This window comes from bacterium (genome assembly GCA_035308905.1).
Lineage (GTDB): Bacteria > Sysuimicrobiota > Sysuimicrobiia > Sysuimicrobiales > Segetimicrobiaceae > DASSJF01.
Window position 1 is genome coordinate 96,656 of sequence record DATGFS010000038.1, and the last position, 16,144, is coordinate 112,799.

The 16,144-nt window shown below is 71.4% G+C and carries 13 protein-coding genes; 2 read left to right on the top strand and 11 right to left on the bottom strand.

Annotated features, from left to right (window positions below; genetic code table 11):
- Positions 1 to 3: 3 nt before the first annotated feature.
- Together VKT83_12375 and VKT83_12380 are read left to right on the top strand one after the other, a co-directional pair.
- Positions 4 to 1,752, top strand: coding sequence for a hydantoinase B/oxoprolinase family protein (locus VKT83_12375; GenBank protein ID HLY23251.1), 1,749 nt, complete (start codon positions 4 to 6; stop codon positions 1,750 to 1,752).
- Positions 1,749 to 3,959: a hydantoinase/oxoprolinase family protein gene (locus tag VKT83_12380; GenBank protein ID HLY23252.1), complete on the top strand. Its 2,211-nt coding sequence runs from the start codon at positions 1,749 to 1,751 to the stop codon at positions 3,957 to 3,959. The genes VKT83_12375 and VKT83_12380 overlap by 4 nt, the downstream gene beginning before the upstream one ends.
- Here the strand turns inward: VKT83_12380 and VKT83_12385 are convergent.
- From VKT83_12385 to VKT83_12435, 11 genes are all read right to left on the bottom strand, one after another.
- Entirely contained in the window at positions 3,956 to 4,822 is an 867-nt protein-coding gene (locus VKT83_12385; GenBank protein ID HLY23253.1) for an NAD(P)-dependent oxidoreductase, read from the bottom strand. The genes VKT83_12380 and VKT83_12385 overlap by 4 nt on opposite strands.
- Before the next feature lie 571 nt (positions 4,823 to 5,393).
- Complete coding sequence (locus VKT83_12390; protein HLY23254.1) at positions 5,394 to 6,215, bottom strand: SDR family oxidoreductase; 822 nt, start codon at positions 6,213 to 6,215, stop codon at positions 5,394 to 5,396.
- Complete coding sequence (locus tag VKT83_12395; protein ID HLY23255.1) at positions 6,212 to 7,708, bottom strand: tagaturonate epimerase family protein; 1,497 nt, start codon at positions 7,706 to 7,708, stop codon at positions 6,212 to 6,214. The genes VKT83_12390 and VKT83_12395 overlap by 4 nt, the downstream gene beginning before the upstream one ends.
- Before the next feature lie 16 nt (positions 7,709 to 7,724).
- Positions 7,725 to 9,143, bottom strand: a complete 1,419-nt coding sequence (locus VKT83_12400) for a DUF362 domain-containing protein (GenBank protein HLY23256.1) — start codon at positions 9,141 to 9,143, stop codon at positions 7,725 to 7,727.
- Positions 9,122 to 9,919, bottom strand: a complete 798-nt coding sequence (iolB, locus tag VKT83_12405) for a 5-deoxy-glucuronate isomerase (protein HLY23257.1) — start codon at positions 9,917 to 9,919, stop codon at positions 9,122 to 9,124. Before iolB ends, VKT83_12400 begins: the two co-directional genes overlap by 22 nt.
- 47 nt (positions 9,920 to 9,966) lie before the next feature.
- The gene (locus tag VKT83_12410; GenBank protein HLY23258.1) at positions 9,967 to 11,211 is read right to left on the bottom strand and encodes an enolase C-terminal domain-like protein; all 1,245 of its coding nucleotides are present in this window, start codon (positions 11,209 to 11,211) and stop codon (positions 9,967 to 9,969) included.
- A 5-nt stretch (positions 11,212 to 11,216) separates the two neighbouring features.
- Complete coding sequence (locus VKT83_12415; GenBank protein HLY23259.1) at positions 11,217 to 12,020, bottom strand: ABC transporter permease subunit; 804 nt, start codon at positions 12,018 to 12,020, stop codon at positions 11,217 to 11,219.
- Positions 12,017 to 12,934, bottom strand: a complete 918-nt coding sequence (locus VKT83_12420) for an ABC transporter permease subunit (protein HLY23260.1) — start codon at positions 12,932 to 12,934, stop codon at positions 12,017 to 12,019. Before VKT83_12420 ends, VKT83_12415 begins: the two co-directional genes overlap by 4 nt.
- Before the next feature lie 6 nt (positions 12,935 to 12,940).
- On the bottom strand, positions 12,941 to 14,065 hold the full coding sequence (locus VKT83_12425) for an ABC transporter ATP-binding protein (protein HLY23261.1): 1,125 nt from the start codon (positions 14,063 to 14,065) through the stop codon (positions 12,941 to 12,943).
- Positions 14,062 to 15,273, bottom strand: coding sequence for an extracellular solute-binding protein (locus VKT83_12430; GenBank protein ID HLY23262.1), 1,212 nt, complete (start codon positions 15,271 to 15,273; stop codon positions 14,062 to 14,064). Before VKT83_12430 ends, VKT83_12425 begins: the two co-directional genes overlap by 4 nt.
- 170 nt (positions 15,274 to 15,443) lie before the next feature.
- Positions 15,444 to 16,144: LarC family nickel insertion protein (locus tag VKT83_12435; GenBank protein HLY23263.1), on the bottom strand; the 701-nt coding region annotated here is incomplete at its 5' end.

Below are 16,144 nucleotides of genomic sequence, written 5' to 3' on the forward strand. Positions count from 1 at the left end.
GGCGTGCCGGAAGCCCGCCCCGCCCCAGACCGCATCACCGTCTCCGTCGTCCAGCACCGGCTCACGGCCATCGTCGCCGAGATGGGCGAGGCGATGCTGCGGACCGCGTACTCCCAGATCCTCAACTCCAGCCGCGACTTCTCGACGGCCCTGTGCGACGCGGAGGGCCGGCTGCTGGCCCAGGCCGAGCACGTCCCGATCCACGTCGGCGCCCTGCCGTGGTCGGTCCGGTCGGTCCTCGAGTTCTTCCGGGGCCGGATTCGCGCCGGTGACCTGTACCTGGTCAACGATCCCTACCACGGCGGCAGCCACCTCCCAGATCTAACCGTCGTCCTGCCGGTGTTCGCGGACGGGCGGCTCGTCTGCTGGGCGATCAACCGCGCGCACCAGAGCGACATCGGCGGCGCGACCCACGGCAGCTACAACGCCGCGGCCACGGAGATCTGGCAGGAAGGCCTGCGGATTCCCCCGCTCAAGCTGTACGACGCCGGCGCGGAGCGGGACGACGTGCTCGCGATGGTGGCGACCAACGTCCGCCACTCGCGCGATTTCCTCGGGGACCTCCGCGCCTCGATGGGCTCCGCGCGCCTCGGCGAGCGTCGCCTCCTGCGCCTGGCCGAGGAATACGGCACCGGGGTGCTGCTCGAGGCGGTGCGCGAGGTGCTCGACGGCACCGAGCGGCGGACGCGCGCGTGCATCCGGCCGTGGCGCGACGGCGTGTACCGCGGCGAGGCCGTTCTCGACGACGACGGCCACGGGGCGACGGACATCGCCGTGCGCGCGACCGTGACGAAGCGGGGCGACGCGCTCACGGTCGACCTCCGCCGCAGCGACCCTCAGGTCACGGGCTTCGTCAATTCCTCATTCCCGAACACGATGTCCGCGGTGCACATGGCGGTCGCGTATCTGGTCGACGCCGACATCCCGAAGAACGACGGGACGTTCCGGCCGGTGACCGTGCTGACCACCGAAGGCACGATCGTGCACCCGCGTCCGCCCGCGCCGGTCACGCTCTGCACCAACCACTGCGGTCAGGAGATCGCCGAGTCCGTGCTCAAGGCGCTCGCGCCGGCCTGTCCCGACCGCGCCGTCGCCGGATGGGGCCGGCGGTTCCGCATCGCGATCCGCGGCACGGACCCGCGCAGCGGGCGTCCCTTCATCTGGCACATGTTTCACGCGCGCCCCGGCGGAGGAGCGTCCGCGGCGGGAGACGGCTGGCCGACCGCGGGCGAGGGCCAGGCCGCGGGCGGCCTCAAGTTCGGCAGCGTCGAAGTCACCGAAGTCCGGTTTCCGCTGTTCATGGAGCGGCACGAGTTCCGGCCGGACTCGGCCGGCGACGGACGGTTTCGCGGCGGGGTGGGCGCCCATCTCGTGATGCGCGCCGAGATCGGCGCCCCCGCGGTCGCCAACACCGCGGGCGACGGCGTCCGCCACGCGCCCTACGGGCTGCTCGGCGGGCAGGACGGCGCGGTGCACCGGTACCGGCTGGTCTCGCACGGGCGGGCCCGCGTTCTGCGCACGAAGGAAGTCGGCATCCCGGTCCGGCCCAACGACGTCTTTCTGATCGACTCGTCGGGCGGCGGCGGCTACGGTCCCCCGGCGAAGCGCGACCCCGCGGCCCGGGCCGCCGACCGCGACAACGGCTTCGTGACCTCGCGCGCGCCCGCGCCGCGCCGGGAGGAGTCCCCGCGCACAAAAGCACGGCGCCGCGCATCCGCGGCACGCCGCCGTGTGAAGGGCCGGCGCCGGTGAGCGCATCCTACCGGATCGGCATCGACGTCGGCGGCACGTTCACCGACGCGGTCTGCGTGGACGGAGCCGGCGGCGTCACGCTCGCCAAGGCGGCCTCCACGCCGGCCGATCCGTCGATCGGCGTGCTCGACGCGATCCATTCACTGGCCGAGCGGCTCGGCGTCGACGGCCGCGCGCTGCTCGCGGCCACCTCGCAGATCGTCCACGGCACGACGGTCGCGACCAACGCCCTGCTGGAGCGCCGCGGCGCGCGGGTGGGCCTGCTCACCACGGACGGCCACCGGGACGTGCTCGAGATGCGCGAGGGCCTCAAACCGGAGCGCTACAACCTCCGGATGCCGCCGCCGGTGCCGCTCGTTCCCCGCGCGCTGCGCCTCGGCGTGCGCGAGCGCACGCGCGCGGACGGGACGATCTCGGTCCCGCTCGCGCGGACGTCGCTCGATCGCGCGATCCGCGCCCTCGAACGCGCCGGCGTGGACGCGGTCGCGATCTGCTACCTTCACGGCTACCGCAACCCGAAGCACGAGCTCGCCACGCGGGACGCGGTGCGGCGCCGGCTCCCCCGCGCCTACGTCTCGCCGTCGTGGGATGTGCTGCCGCAGATCAAAGAGTACGAGCGCGTCTGCACGACCGTGATCAACGCGTACGTGGGGCCCGTGCTGGGGCGCTACCTCACCCGGCTGGCTTCGCGCCTGCGCGCGGCCGGCTACCGGCGGCAGGTGCTGGTGATGCAGTCGCACGGCGGGGTGGCCGCGATGGCCGAGGCCGTGCGGCTGGCCGCGGGCGCGGTGCTGTCCGGCCCGGCCGGGGGCATCGCCGGCGGACGCTACGCCGCGCAGCTGCTCCGGGACGGCAACCTCATCACGTTCGACATGGGCGGAACGAGCACGGACATCGCGCTGCTCGAAGACGGGCGCCCCCGGGTCACGAGCGACCGGCGGCTCGGCGGCCACACGCTCGCGCTTCCGAGCATCGACATCCACACGATCGGCGCGGGCGGCGGCTCGCTCGCGCGCGTGGACGCGGGCGGGATCCTGCACGTCGGGCCCGAAAGCGCCGGCGCGGAGCCCGGGCCGGCCTGCTACGGGCGGGGCGGCGCCGGCGCGACCGTCACCGACGCGAACGTCGTGCTCGGCTACCTCGACCCGGAGACGTTTTGGGGCGGACGGCGGCGGCTCGACGCGGCCGCGGCGCGGCGGGCGGTGGACGCGATCGCCGCCCGGCTCGGCGGATCCGCGGTCGACGCCGCGCGCGGCATCTACGAGGTCGTCAACACCGCGATGGCGGAAGGGATCCGCGTCGTCTCCGTCCGGCGCGGAATCGACCCGCGCCGCTTCGCCCTGCTCGCGTTCGGGGGCGCGGCCGGCCTGCACGCCACCGCGGTCGCCGCCATGCTCGACATCGGACGGGTGGTCGTCCCGCGCCAGGCCCCGGTGCTGTCCGCGTGGGGCATGCTCGCCGCGGATCTCCGGTACAACGTCGTGCGCACCCAGGTCGGCGAGATCCACAAAATCGGCGCGGCGCGCCTTCGCCGTCTCTTCGCGGAGATGGAGCGGGAAGGGCGGCGGCGGCTCGAGCCGGCGGTCGCGGCGGCGGTCGGCAGCGGAAGGAACGGCGGCGGAGCCGGCGGGCCGCTCGGGAGTGGGGGCGCGTTTGGGGCGATACCGGGGCGCAACGGCGAGGAGGCCGGACCGCACCTCGACGTGGTGCGCTCGCTCGACCTGCGCTACGGCGAGCAGATATTCGAAATCGACGTGCCCCTGGACGGCATCCCGCTCGAGGCGGAGGACCTCATGGACCGCGTGGTGGAGCGCTTCCGCCGCCGGCACGAGGAACTGTACACCTACAGCGCGCCGGATCAGGAAGTCGTGCTCGTGAACGCGCGGCTCGCCGTGATCGGCCGCCTCGCATCCCTGCCGGTCGAGCCGGTCCTCGAGCCGCGGGAGGCGCACACCCGCACGGCGCCGCCCGGGGCCCCGGCGTCACCCGGCGCCGCCCCGCGCGGGCGCGAGCCGCGCGGCACCCGCCGGATCTATCTCGGCGGCTGGCGGGACGTGCCGGTGCAGCGGTGGGACGAGATCGCGGCCGGCGCCCTCATCGAGGGCCCGGCCATTGTCGAGTCCGAGGCCACGACCGTGCTCGTCCGGACAGAAGAGCGCGTCCGCGTGACTCCGCACGGGTGGCTCGACGTGACGGTCGCCCGCTAGCGCTTTTCTGTCTTCCCCTTCACGATCGCCGCGATCTTGTCGGCGAACAGCGTCTGGCTGTCGTCCTCGGGGACGTAGCCGAGCCGGTCGCGGGCGTTCGCGATGCTCCAGAACCGATGGGTGTTGCCGCTGATCCCATAGACGATCAGGAACGGCACGCCGTGCTCGTCGGCGATGTGCTCGGTCTCGACCATGCGGATCGCCTGCTGGATCTGGTCGCGCCGGGAGAGATAGGCGCCGAGCGCGCGGTGCATCGTCGCGACGTCGCCGGGGCTCACATGGTCGATGTCGGTCTCCCGCGGGCCGCCGATGCGCCACTGCACGACCTCGAGGTGCCGGTCGTCAACCCGGCCGGTCGCGAAGACGAATCCCAGCAGCTCGTACGCGGCCTTGGCCCATCCATAGAAATTGTCGGAGCGCGGCAGCATCTCCGGGGTGACCATCTCCATGCGGCCGGCCCAGATCAGCCGCTCGTAGTAGTCCGCCGCGTGGTTGGAGCTCGCCACGACGACCCGGCGCACACCCTCTTCCAGCGCCGTCCGGTAGACGTTATAGGCCAGCGCGATATTCTGGTGCTCCGCCCAGAACTTGGCGTCGGTGGTGTTCTGCCAATGGTCCGGGAGGCCGGCGGCCCGGACGAAGCCGCAGTGGATCACGGCGTCGGCGCCGCGGAAGTGCGCGCGGTACTGGTCGCGGTCCGGCTTGGTCAGATCGCAGATGACTATCCCGGGGACGGAGCGGCCGTCCCGCGTCGTCGCCGAGACGTCGAGCTGAAGGAGGTCCCACCGCTCCGCCAGCTCCGGCAGCATCCGCTGCGCGATGTAGCCCGCCGCACCGATCAGCACCACCCGGCGCTTCGCCATTCGAACAACCCCTTCGTCAGGAGAATAGACTGCGGTGAAACGGGGCCCATTCTTCGCGCCGCGACGGCCCCGACTCCTCGGACAGACGTTCGAGAATTGCGTGGTTGGCGCGGCGCGCAACAGGGAAAGACTAAGGCTGAACCTCCAGTCTCAGGTCTACGAGGAGGTGGGTTGTATGCCGCTGTGGCTGGTTGCGTTCCTGACCGGCGTAGCGTTCACCGTCGTCGTGACTTCTGTCGGCGGCGGAAAGTAAGCAAGGATACACCATAGCAGGACAACGGTGAGGGGCCGGGGCTCTCGCGCTCGGCCCCTCGCGCTTAGGCACGATCGCCCGCGCTCGATTGCACGCGAGACAGACGTTTGCGCAGAGGCGATCGGGGAAGAACAGTTCTGAGCCCGCCACTCTATAGGAGGTGAGCCGCAATGCCTGAATGGCTCGTCTGGGTGCTGGCCGGCATCGTCGTTACCGCCGCGGTTATCAACTCGGGCGGTAAGTAGCCGGAACCACACATCGAACGGCGAGGGGCCAGGTCGCGATGACTGGCTCCTCGTCTTTTTGGCTCGACTCCTGCTACACCCCGCTGAACACGCTGAACCCGCCGTCGACGGGCACGACGACGCCGTTGACGAACCGGCTGCCCGGGCCGCACAGCCAGAGCACCGTGCCGATGAGGTCGTCCGGCTCGCCGAACCGGCCGGCCGGCGTGTGCTCGATAATTTTGGCCCCCCGTGGGGTGAGGCTGCCGTCCTCGTTGGTGAGCAGGCGCCGGTTCTGATCGCCGATGAAGAAGCCGGGCGCGACGGCGTTGACCCTGAGGCCCTCGCCGTGCTTGCGCGCCAGATCCACCGCGAGCCACCGCGTCAGGTTCTCAATCGCGGCCTTGGCCGCCGAATAGGCCGGGACGCGCGTCAGGACGCGCTGGGACGCCATCGACGAGATATTGACGATGCTGCCCTGCCGCGCCGCGGCCATCGTCGGGCCGAAGACCTGGATCGGGAGCAGCGTCCCGGTGAGGTTCAGGTCGACCGCGGTCCGCCACGCTTCGACCGGCAGATCGAACACCGACGCGCCGTCGGCGAGCGTCGCCTGCGGCAGATTGCCGCCCGCGGCGTTTATCAGAATATCGACACGCCCCCACCGTCCGACCACCGCGTCCCGCGCCCCGGCGAGCGCCGCCGGGTCGAGCACGTCGGCCGCGACCGGCATCGCCTCGCCGCCGGACGATGCGAGCTGCGCCGCCACCGCCTGCGCGCGATCGAGCCGCCGCCCGAGGATGGCGACCCGCGCGCCGGCCGCCGCGAGGCCCCGCGCCATCGCGGACCCCAGCACGCCGCTCCCGCCGGTGACGACCGCGGCCCGGCCGCGCAGATCGAAAAGCTCTTCGGGCTTCATCCGCGCGGCCTCGGCGCGCGCGGCTCCCGCTCGGGGGCCCCGAACGCCGCGAGGTGGCGGATGAAATGGCGCTCTACGTTCGCGTCGTACGCGTCCGGATTGGCCCGCAGCAGGGCGTGGAGCCGCGGTCCGTACGCGGCGAGCGCCGAGCCGAACGTGACGTGCAGCATCTCCCGTGCGTCGAAGTTGTCGAGGAGCGACGCGAGGTCGGGGTCCGCCACCTTCCCGGGCGCCGGCGCCCGGGAGGCGTCCGCCGAGACGTGGTAGCTGGCGCGGTCCTGCTCGTAGCGCTCGTGCGCGAGCACGTAGATCGCGCGAAACAGCGCCGGGTCGAGCGGCGCCGCGGTCCGCAGCGCCTCGAGATAGCTCGTCCCGGCGGTCTTGATGTGCGCGAGCGTTCCGGCCCGCCGGCCGAAGGCGCCGTAGACGCTCAGTTTGTCGGATCCGGAGTGGAGGCTCAGCTTGTACGGCCCGAGGCGGCGCGCGATCGCCGCGTGCACCGCCGCGTCCGCGTCGAACGCGGCCGGGTCGCCGATGTAGTCCACCCCCTTCTCGAAGCGGCCGACGAAGCGCGGGGCCAGGCTGACCCACTCCACGCTGAGGCGGCGCAGTTCGGTCGCGACGTACGCGTGCTGCACCGGCGTCGTCGGCGTGTCCGTCTCGTCGACCGAGATCTCGACCTCGACGTCGCGGTTCCGCGCGCGGAGATGCCGGTAGAGGGCGGCGACGTGCGCCACCGCCCGCCCGTACTTGACCGCCGCGCGTGCGATGCCGTCCTCGTCGTACGCGAGGGCCTCGCGGTCGAGCTCGAGCGCGCGCCCATGGTACCGCCGCCGCATCGCGTCGCGGCTGTCGTCGAGCTCGTGCCACGGCAGCGCGTCGAGCGCCGCGGCAACCTCGGCGGCCGGCCGCGCATCCGCGGACGGGTCGACGTGCGCGCCCGGATCGAACGTGAAGAACGTGTACCCGGCCGCGAGGCACGAGTCGACGTCCGCGGTGGTCTTGAGGTGGTCCGCGTCGGCGCCGAAGCCGTCGCGCCACCCCTCCATGAAGACGCCCCAGCACGCGTCGGTCAGCACCTGCACGGGCGTCCGCCGGGTCCGCTCCATCTCACGTATGGACTGCTGCGCGAAGATCGGCGCCACCCCCGCGCCCGCCTCACGAAGCGCCCGGATGTGGCCCGGCGTGGCGAGACCCAGGCGGTCCCCGAACCCAAACGAACGCGCGAGCCCCAACGGACGGGGCGCGAGCCACGGCAGGGCCCGCTGCAGCACGGCGAGGTTCGCGGCGCCGGCCGGCCCGACCAGAAGCCACCGGCCGTCGAAGGTGCTCGTCTCTCCCTCGAGGTCCCGCAGCGCCGGCGGGGGACTCGCGGCCAGCGCCACGACGCGATTGTGCGGCGTGCCGCGCGAGAGCGCGACCTCCGCCTCGCCGATCTGAACCACGGACCGAGGGCGGACGTCCAGCCCCGGGACGGACTGCAGTCGCGTCATCGATCGACCTCCCGGATCAGAAAATGCCGGGGTCCGGCCGGCCGGCGGCCTGTCCCGCCGGCTTGGCGTGCGCCGGACCGAGCGGCGGGCGAAGCGTCCCGTCGCTCGTAAACGACAGCGCCGCGGGCGCGGCGCCCGGTGCGACGGCCGCGTGCGGCAGCAGATCGGGCACGAGTGATTCGGACACGGCGACTTCGCGGACCGCGAGTGTGTTACGGATGTAGACGAGGCGCGCTTCGCCGCCGTCGATCCGCGGCGCCGTGATCACCGCCGCGTCCAGGACGTCGCGGTCGGTCGCGAGCACCATCGGCAGGCGGACGGAGTCGATGACGGTGGACGTGAGCGCGTTCATGTAGGTCGCCCGCAGGTCCATCTTCTCCAGTACCCGCTGCGCGATCAGGTCCGCCATGCCGACCCCGTTGGCGTTCCCCTGCGTCTCATCGGTCAGATCCAGCACGGCGATCTTCCGGATCGCGGGACCCCCGGAGGCGAACGGCGTAGGGTAGCGGCCGGTGAGGTTCGGATCCATACCGTCGCCGCTGATGTTCTTGCCGATCTCCTGCACGACCAGCACGTCCGCCGCCTCCACCGGCAGCCGGGCCATGAGGCTGCGCGCGTGATCCAGCAGCGCGGGCTCGCGCTCGAGAAACGCCTCCGGCGGCACCACCGCCACCTGCACCGGGACGTCGTACGCATCCTCGACCGTCGCGACCCCGAAGAGCAGCGGCGCCCGCTTGACGACGATGCCGTAGGCTTCGACAAGCCGGTCGGCGAACCCGCCGAACCCGGGCGCGTGCATCGACTGCGCGCCGCGCTGCTTGCCGATGCCGATCACGGCCATCTTCACAAGGCCGCTTTCAATCGTGCCGCGGAACGCGGTGTGCGGCTTCACGCGGCCGACCGCGACCGCGGCGCCGGCCTCGTGCGCCTCGCGGTCCCAAAAGACGCCCGAGCCGTCGGCCAGCCGCCCGAGCTCGACGACGTCCATCGAGGACACGATCGGCGCGCCGGCCGACGCTTCGGTCACGCCGAGGCCGGCGAGCACCTCCCGCTGGCCCTCCGCCGTCGCGCCGCCGTGGCTCCCCATCGCCGGCACGACGAACGGCTGCGCGCCGTGGCGGCGCAGGGCGTCGACCACGGCCTTGGTGACCCTCGGAATCTCGGCGACGCCGCGGCTTCCGACCGCGACCGCGACCCGGCCCCGCGGAATGCGGCGCGCGATGTCGGGTACCTCGATCTGGCGGTGGATCTCGGCCTCGACGTCGCACCGGCCGGGCGTCGGGAACTCCTGATGCACGCGGACGACGCGGGGCAGCGGGACCGTCGCCGGCGCCCGGATGCCTTCGACCGCGACGGCCGCGCCCCGGCCGCCGTGCGCGCGGCCGTCGTCTCTCCGATCGCCGTCCGTGCCGATCACCCCTTTCGCGTCACCCATGCGTGGGCCGGATCCTCGCTGGCCATCAAGCGCCGTCCCTCACCGGCGAGCGCCCAAAGATAGTACAGCCGATAGCCGGGGGCGGCGACAACGGGATGATACCCGTACGGAATAACCACGGTGTCCCCGTCCTCCACCACAAACGCGGAATCGACGTGCCGCTCCGGCGAGTAGAGCCGCTGGAACCCAAAGCCGTCTTTGGGTTTGACGCGGAAGTAGTACACTTCCTGGAACACGGCCTCCCGCGGCGGGTCGTGGCGGTCGTGCTTGTGCGGCGGGTAGCTGGACCAGGCCCCGGGCTCGTTGAACGTCTCCCCGGCCACGAGGCGCTGCGCGGGTCTGGACTCGTCGAGGATCGTGTGCACGGTTCGGCGCCACGCGCCCTCGCCGCGCACGGCGACCGTGACGTCCGGCGGCCGGATCACGTACGCTTCACCGCCCGCCGGCGCCGGCGCCCGCCATACGGCGATCTCCGCCGGCCCGGCCGCGGAAATGCGATACGACACGCCGGCCGGGATGTAGACCGACGTCGGAACCCCGTCGAAGACGTCGGCGCGCCCGCCGAGGTTGTCCCAGGCGTCCATGCCCTTCACGGCGATCGAGCACGTTCCGCCGAGGATGACGAGCAGTGACTCCCGCCCCGGCGAGACGGCGTCCACGGGCCGTCCGGGCGCCGGCCGGAGGATCGCGAGCTCGAGGCCCTCCGAGTCGGAGTTCTTCGGGTTCACGATCTCCTGGTCGCCGTCCGCGGCGCGGCGCTTGAAGAACACCTTCATGGCGACACCTCCGATTGCGTACCTGCTGCTGCGCGAGCCGTGCCCGGCTAGAGGCGATCTTTGAGCGACACCGATACCGCGGGATCGGCCCAGCGGGTGTTGGGAATGAGCGGATACCAGTCCGGCCGGCCGGGATCCCGGTCGTACGCGTAGCCCCCGAGCTTCCGGTACAGTTCGGCGTAGCGGCCGACCTTGTCGCGGTCGAGCCGGACGCCGAGTCCCGGCGCGGTGGGCACGGCGATGCGCCCGTTGCGGTAGGCGAGCCGGCCGCCCTCGATCACGTCGTCGGTGAGATGGTGGTAGTGGGCGTCGGCCGCGAACGTGAGGTTCGGGATCGCCGCGCCGAGGTGCAGCATCGTCGCGAGCTGGATCCCCAGCTCGCCCGACGAGTGGACGGCCACGCCGAGCTGGAACGTCTCGCAGACCGCGGCGGCCTTCACGCACGCGCGGATGCCGCCCCAAAAGGTGGTGTCGAGGAGCACCACGTCCACGGCCGGCCGGAGCACGTTCGCGGCCAGGTCCTCGAAGTTGATCACGACCGTGTTGGTCGCAAGCGGCACGCGCACGCGCTCGCGCAGACGGCGCATGCCGTTGAGCCCCCACGTAGGATCCTCGAGGTAGTCATTCCGGAGGTCCTCGATCGCGCGGCCGAACCGGATGCCCTCTTCCACGCTCAGCACCGAGTTCGGATCGTAGCGCAGCGCGTCGTCCGGAAAGGCCTGCGCGAGGGCGCGGTAGCACTGGAGCTCGTAGTCCGGCGGGAAGACCCCGCCCTTCAGCTTGTGGGTGCGGAAGCCGTGCGAGCTGCGCAGCGCCCGCGCGTGCGCGACGAGCTGCTCGACCGTCCGGACCTCGCCCGTCCCGGACTCGGGATCGGCGTAGCGGAAGAAGAGGTAACTGGCGAACGGCACCTCCTCGCGCAGCGCGCCCCCGAGCAGATCGTAGACCGGCACGCCGAGCGCCTGTCCGATGATGTCGAGGCAGGCGAACTCGATCGCGGCATGCAGCTGCGTGCGGTTGTTGTAGAGGCTCGCGGTGGGGTTGCAGATCTTGAAGCGCAGCGCCTCGAGATCGAAGGCATCGTGCCCGACCACGTAGGGCTTGAGGCCGAGCAGCGCGGCCTCGGCGGCCTCGCCGCCTCCGCCCAGTTCCCCGAGCCCGACCAGCCCGTCCGCGGTCTCGAGCTCCACGATCGTGCGCACGAACCGTCCCCAGTGCGCGCCGTTGCTGTGCCTGAGCGGCGCTTCGAGCGGCACCGTCACCGTGGTCGCGCGGAGGTCCGCGATCGGCAGCCGCTTCACCGGCGCACGCGGATGACCATGTTCACCGGGTTGATGAACCGCAATGCCGTGAGCAGCAGAATGAGGCCGGTGACCATGTACACGACCGCCATCGCGTCGATCGCCTGGCTCGGCCGGATGCCGGCCGCGAACGCGGTGTAGTAGAGCGCGACGACCAGGGTCTGGCTCTTGGCCCCCGACACGAGGAAGGTCAGCTCGAACAGCGCGATCGCCCGCACGAGGATGAGGAGCCCCGCCGCGAGCACGCCGGGCAGAACGATCGGCAGCAGCACCCGGCCGAACATCCGCAGCGGCGACGCCCCGAGCGTGCGCGCCGCGTTTTCCAGATTGGCATCGATCTGCTCGAAGAACGGCGTCATGATCAGCACGACAAACGGCATCGCCGGCACGATGTTCGCGACGATCACGCCGGCGAGCTTGCCGCCGAGCCGGAGCTTATAGAGCATCGCGGCGAGCGGGATGCCGTAGGTGATCGGCGGCACCAGCATCGGAAGCACGAGCAGCATCAGCAGCGCCGCCCGTCCGGGAAAGGCGCGGCGGGCCAGCACGTAGGACGCCGGCACGCCGAGGGCAAGACTGATCAACGTCACGGTCAACCCGACGAAGATCGTGACCCCGAGCACATAGGCGAGGTCGAATTCGGCGAGCGCGAACTGGTACCACTTCGCGGTGTACCCGTCGGGCAGCCACCCGCCGAACCACGTCGACGCGATCGAGTTCAGGAACGCCGACAGGAAGATGCCGGCCACGAGCAGCGCAAACAGCCCGACGATCGCGTAGACCCACCACGCCCGGCTCATCCGCGGCCGCCGATCGTCGGACCGCGATAGGCGCGGTTCCGCGCGACGAGCACCAGGGTGACGAAGACGAGCTCGATCGCCGCCATCACCATCGCGATCGCCGACGCGCGCGGATAGTCGAACTGCTCGTAGGCGGCCTGCCACGCGGCGAGCGCGATCACCCGCGTGGAGCCGGCCGGTTCGCCGACGAGCACCGCCGACGGGAACACCGAGAACGTGGCGACGAACGACAGGGCCGCCGCCGCGGCGATTCCCGGGGCGAGCAGCGGGAGCGTGACCCGCCGGAGGCGCTGCCACCAGCCCGCACCGAGGGTCCGCGCCGCCTGCTCGAGGCGCGGATCCAGCCCCGACGCGTACCCCAGCAGCACGAGGAAGACCGCCGGAAAGTCCGAGATCGTCAGCGAGAGGAAGACGCCGGTGTAGTTGTGGACGAACTGCACCGGAAACTTGACGAGATGGAACGCGAGCAGCGTCTTGTTCACCCATCCCGCGGGCCCGAAGAACTCGATCATGCCTTCCGCGAGCAGCACCGTGCCGAGCGTCATCGGGATCACCAGCAACCCGGTGATCACGCGCTGGCCGGGAAGCGGCCGCCGCAGCCGGTAGGCCAGCGGAAGCGCGACGCAGAGGTCGAGCAGCGTGACGGGAACGGCGAGCCGCAGCGTGTTCCAGATCGAGAGCCGCTCGCGCGGATCGCCGAAGAAGGCGGCGTAGTTGGCGAGCAGGCCGCCCTTGGCCAGCGCCGGGAGCGGCGAGAGGGACAGCTGCAGGCCGTAGATGAAGGGGTAGACGAAGAGCGTCAGGACCACGAACAGCGCCGGCGCCAGCGGCAGCAGCGGCCCCCACTGGAAGGCCGCGCGCGGCGTGACGGGTGCTGTGCCTCCCCCCGCGCGCATGCCGGCGGTCCGCTGCATCCCGGCCTACTCCGGCGGAAACACGAGAAGCCGTTCCGGATCGGCGTTCAGGAGCACGGACGCGCCGCGCTCGAAGCGCGACGGCGTGCGGACGACGAACGGATCTCCGGCGTCCGCCACCATGCTGCACTCAAACGCGTCGCCGATGAACTCCGCGAACTCCACCTTCGCCGGGATCCCCGGCCCGCTTCCCGCCGGGCGCGCCTCGACGTCTTCCGGCCGCACCGCGGCCACCGCCTCGGCCCCCGCGGCCACGCCGTCGCGCACCGTCCCGGTGAGACGCAGTCCCCCCGAAGTCGCCACCTCCGCGCGAGTCCCGCGCACGCTTTCGACCCGCACCCGGAACAGGTTGCGGTAGCCGAAGAAATTGGCGACGAACGCCGACTGCGGACGGAGGTACACTTCCTCGGGCGTGCCGACCTGGCGCAGCATCCCGTCTTTCATCAGCCCGATGCGGTCGGACAGCGAGAGCGCTTCTTCCTGATCGTGGGTCACATAAATCGTCGTGAGCCCGAGCGTCTGGTGAAGCCGGCGGATCTCGAGCCGCATCTCGAGCCGCAGTTTGGCGTCGAGGTTGCTGAGCGGCTCGTCCATTAGAAGAAGACGGGGCTCGATAACGAGCGCGCGGGCGAGCGCCACGCGCTGCTGCTGGCCGCCGCTCAACTGCGCCGGATACCGGTCGATCGTCTCCTCGAGGTGCACCAGCGCGAGCGTCTGACGCACACGGCGGGCCACGTCGGCCGGCGGCGTGCCCATCATCTCGAGGCCGAAGGCCACGTTCCGCCCGACGGTCAGGTGCGGGAACAGCGCGTAGCTCTGGAACACGACGCCGAAGCCGCGGCGCTCCGGCGGCACCGGCCCGAGATCCTGGCCGTCGAGGAGGATCTGCCCCGCGTCGGGCTCGAGGAGGCCGGCGAGCAGGTTGAGCGCGGTACTCTTGCCGCAGCCGGACGGGCCGAGGAGACTCACGAACTCGCCGCCGTGCACGTCGAGGTCGAACGCCGTCAGCGCGGCGACGTCGCCGAAGTGCTTGCTGAGGCCGCGGATCTCCACGCGGCCGATGGTGTGCCGGCGGGCCGCCAGGCTCCCGCCTGGCGGCCCGGGCGGCTCTACTCGGGTCTCCGCGCTCACTTGAGCTTGTTCGCGCCGACCTTCTGGTCCCAGAGCGTGAACGCCTGCACCAGCTTGTCGGGGTCCAGGGGAATCTCGATCGGCCGGGTCTTGATCAGATCGTCGAACGACGCCCGCCGCACCGGGGCGACCTGGTCCTGGCTCGCCTTCGGCGCCATTTCGAGCGTCACGCCCTTCACGGCCGGCCCCGGATAGAAGTAGCCGGTATCATAGGTCTTCGCCTGCTGGTCCGGCTTCAGCGCCCACGCGATCAGATCGAGCACCAATCCCAGCATCTCCGGCGAGTTGCCCTTCGGCACGCAGATGTACTGCGTGTCCGCGATCAGGTGCTCGTTCGCGAACGTGAACGCCCCGAAGTTCTTCGGCACCACGCCGAGGGCGCGGACGTTGAGGTCCCAGCCCATCGTCGAGGCCGCGATCGTGCGGGCACCCTGGCCCAACTCCTGGAACGTCCCGGCTGTGCCGGTCGGATAGTACTGGATGTATTGACCGAGTTGCTGGTAGTACGGCCACACCTTCGTCCAGGACTGCGGGTCGCGCGGCGACGCCTCGCCGAGCAGGTACGGCAGCCCCATCATGAAGCTGCGGCCCGGACCCGAGTTGGCGGGCCGCGCGTAGATCAGCTGACCGGGGTTGCTCTTCGCCCACGTCAGCAGGTCCTCGGGCGTCTTCGGCGGGCTCGGCAATTTGGCCGGGTTGTACGTGAACGTCGGGCCGTAGTTGCCGAAGACGTCGAGAATGCCGTAGCCTTGGGCGAGCCCCTGGGCCTTGGGCTGAATGTAGTTCCCGATCAGGTTGGGCCATTTCGCCTGGAAGTCGGGCAGGAGCGGCTGCCAGATCTTCTGCACGATACCCGCGGACAGCGCGTCCGACCCCGTGAGCACCATATTGATCTGCAGTTGGTTGGCCTGCTGCTGCGCCATGATCTTCGACGGCAGCTCCGGCGCCGTCGCCTGCTGGTAGCTCACGCCGCTGACATACTGATGGTGCGACCCGACGTAGTCCTCGATGATGGCTTTGGTCAGCTGCAGCTGACCGGCGACGTCGATGATGGTCAGTTGAAGCGGACGCGACGGCATCGGCGGCAGCGCCATTCCCGCTGCGCGGGCGACGCCCGGACGGCCGGCCAGGAGCCCGGACCCCGCCGCCGCGGCTGCCCCGGCGCCGATGAGGAACGTCCTGCGGTCAAAAGAGTGCGACTTACTCACGTGCCACCCCCCAATTTGGCAATCTGGACACTCCTTACATTAAGGTACATCACCCCACGTTATGATGACGGTCCAGGGTTCCATTTGTATATCCGACCCGCATCCGATTCGCGGGTAGGGTGCGCTCTCCTCGTAGTAGCCGGGCGCGGCCGGCCTGGGAGCGGGGCCGGTTAGATGGGCCGCGCGCGCCCCACGGGCTTCGAAGAAGGCGCCGCGGTGAGGGGCGCAGCCGCGCGCTGCGCGGCGGCGATGACGTGCTTGAGCGGGACGCCCCGGCGTTCGGCGATTGCGCGGCAGGCCTCGAACTCCGGCGCCACGTTCAGGACGGCGGCGCCGTCCGCGGCGATCTTCACCGGGATCGTCCCGTACTCCGTGTCGACGTCCACGGTCCGCCGCGACACGGCCAGACGCGCGACCTCGTACGCGCGCACGCCGAGCGTCGTCGTCTCCGCGAGCAAGACACCGGTCAACTCCCGCGCCCGATCCGGGGACACGAGCACGCGGAGCACGTGGCCGGGCCGGCCCTTCTTCATCACCGCCGGCACCGCGGCGACGTCGAGCGCGCCCGCCTCCATTAAACGCGCCGTGACGTGCGGGTACAACTGCGGATTCATGTCGTCGATCGACGTCTCCAGCATCACGAGCCGCTCGGTCCGCGCCGCGTCGCCGAAGAGACCCGCGCCGTCGCCGGCCGGGCCCGCGTGGCCATCCGTCCCGTGGACATCACGGGCCTCTTCCGTTCGCTGCGCCTCGCCGACGAAGAGCCGCAGCACGTTCGCCCGCTCGGGATCGTCGCGGCCGGCGCCGGCGCCGACCCGCTCGACGCGCATCAAGGGCAGCGGGCCCCACGCGGACACAATCTCTCGCAGCA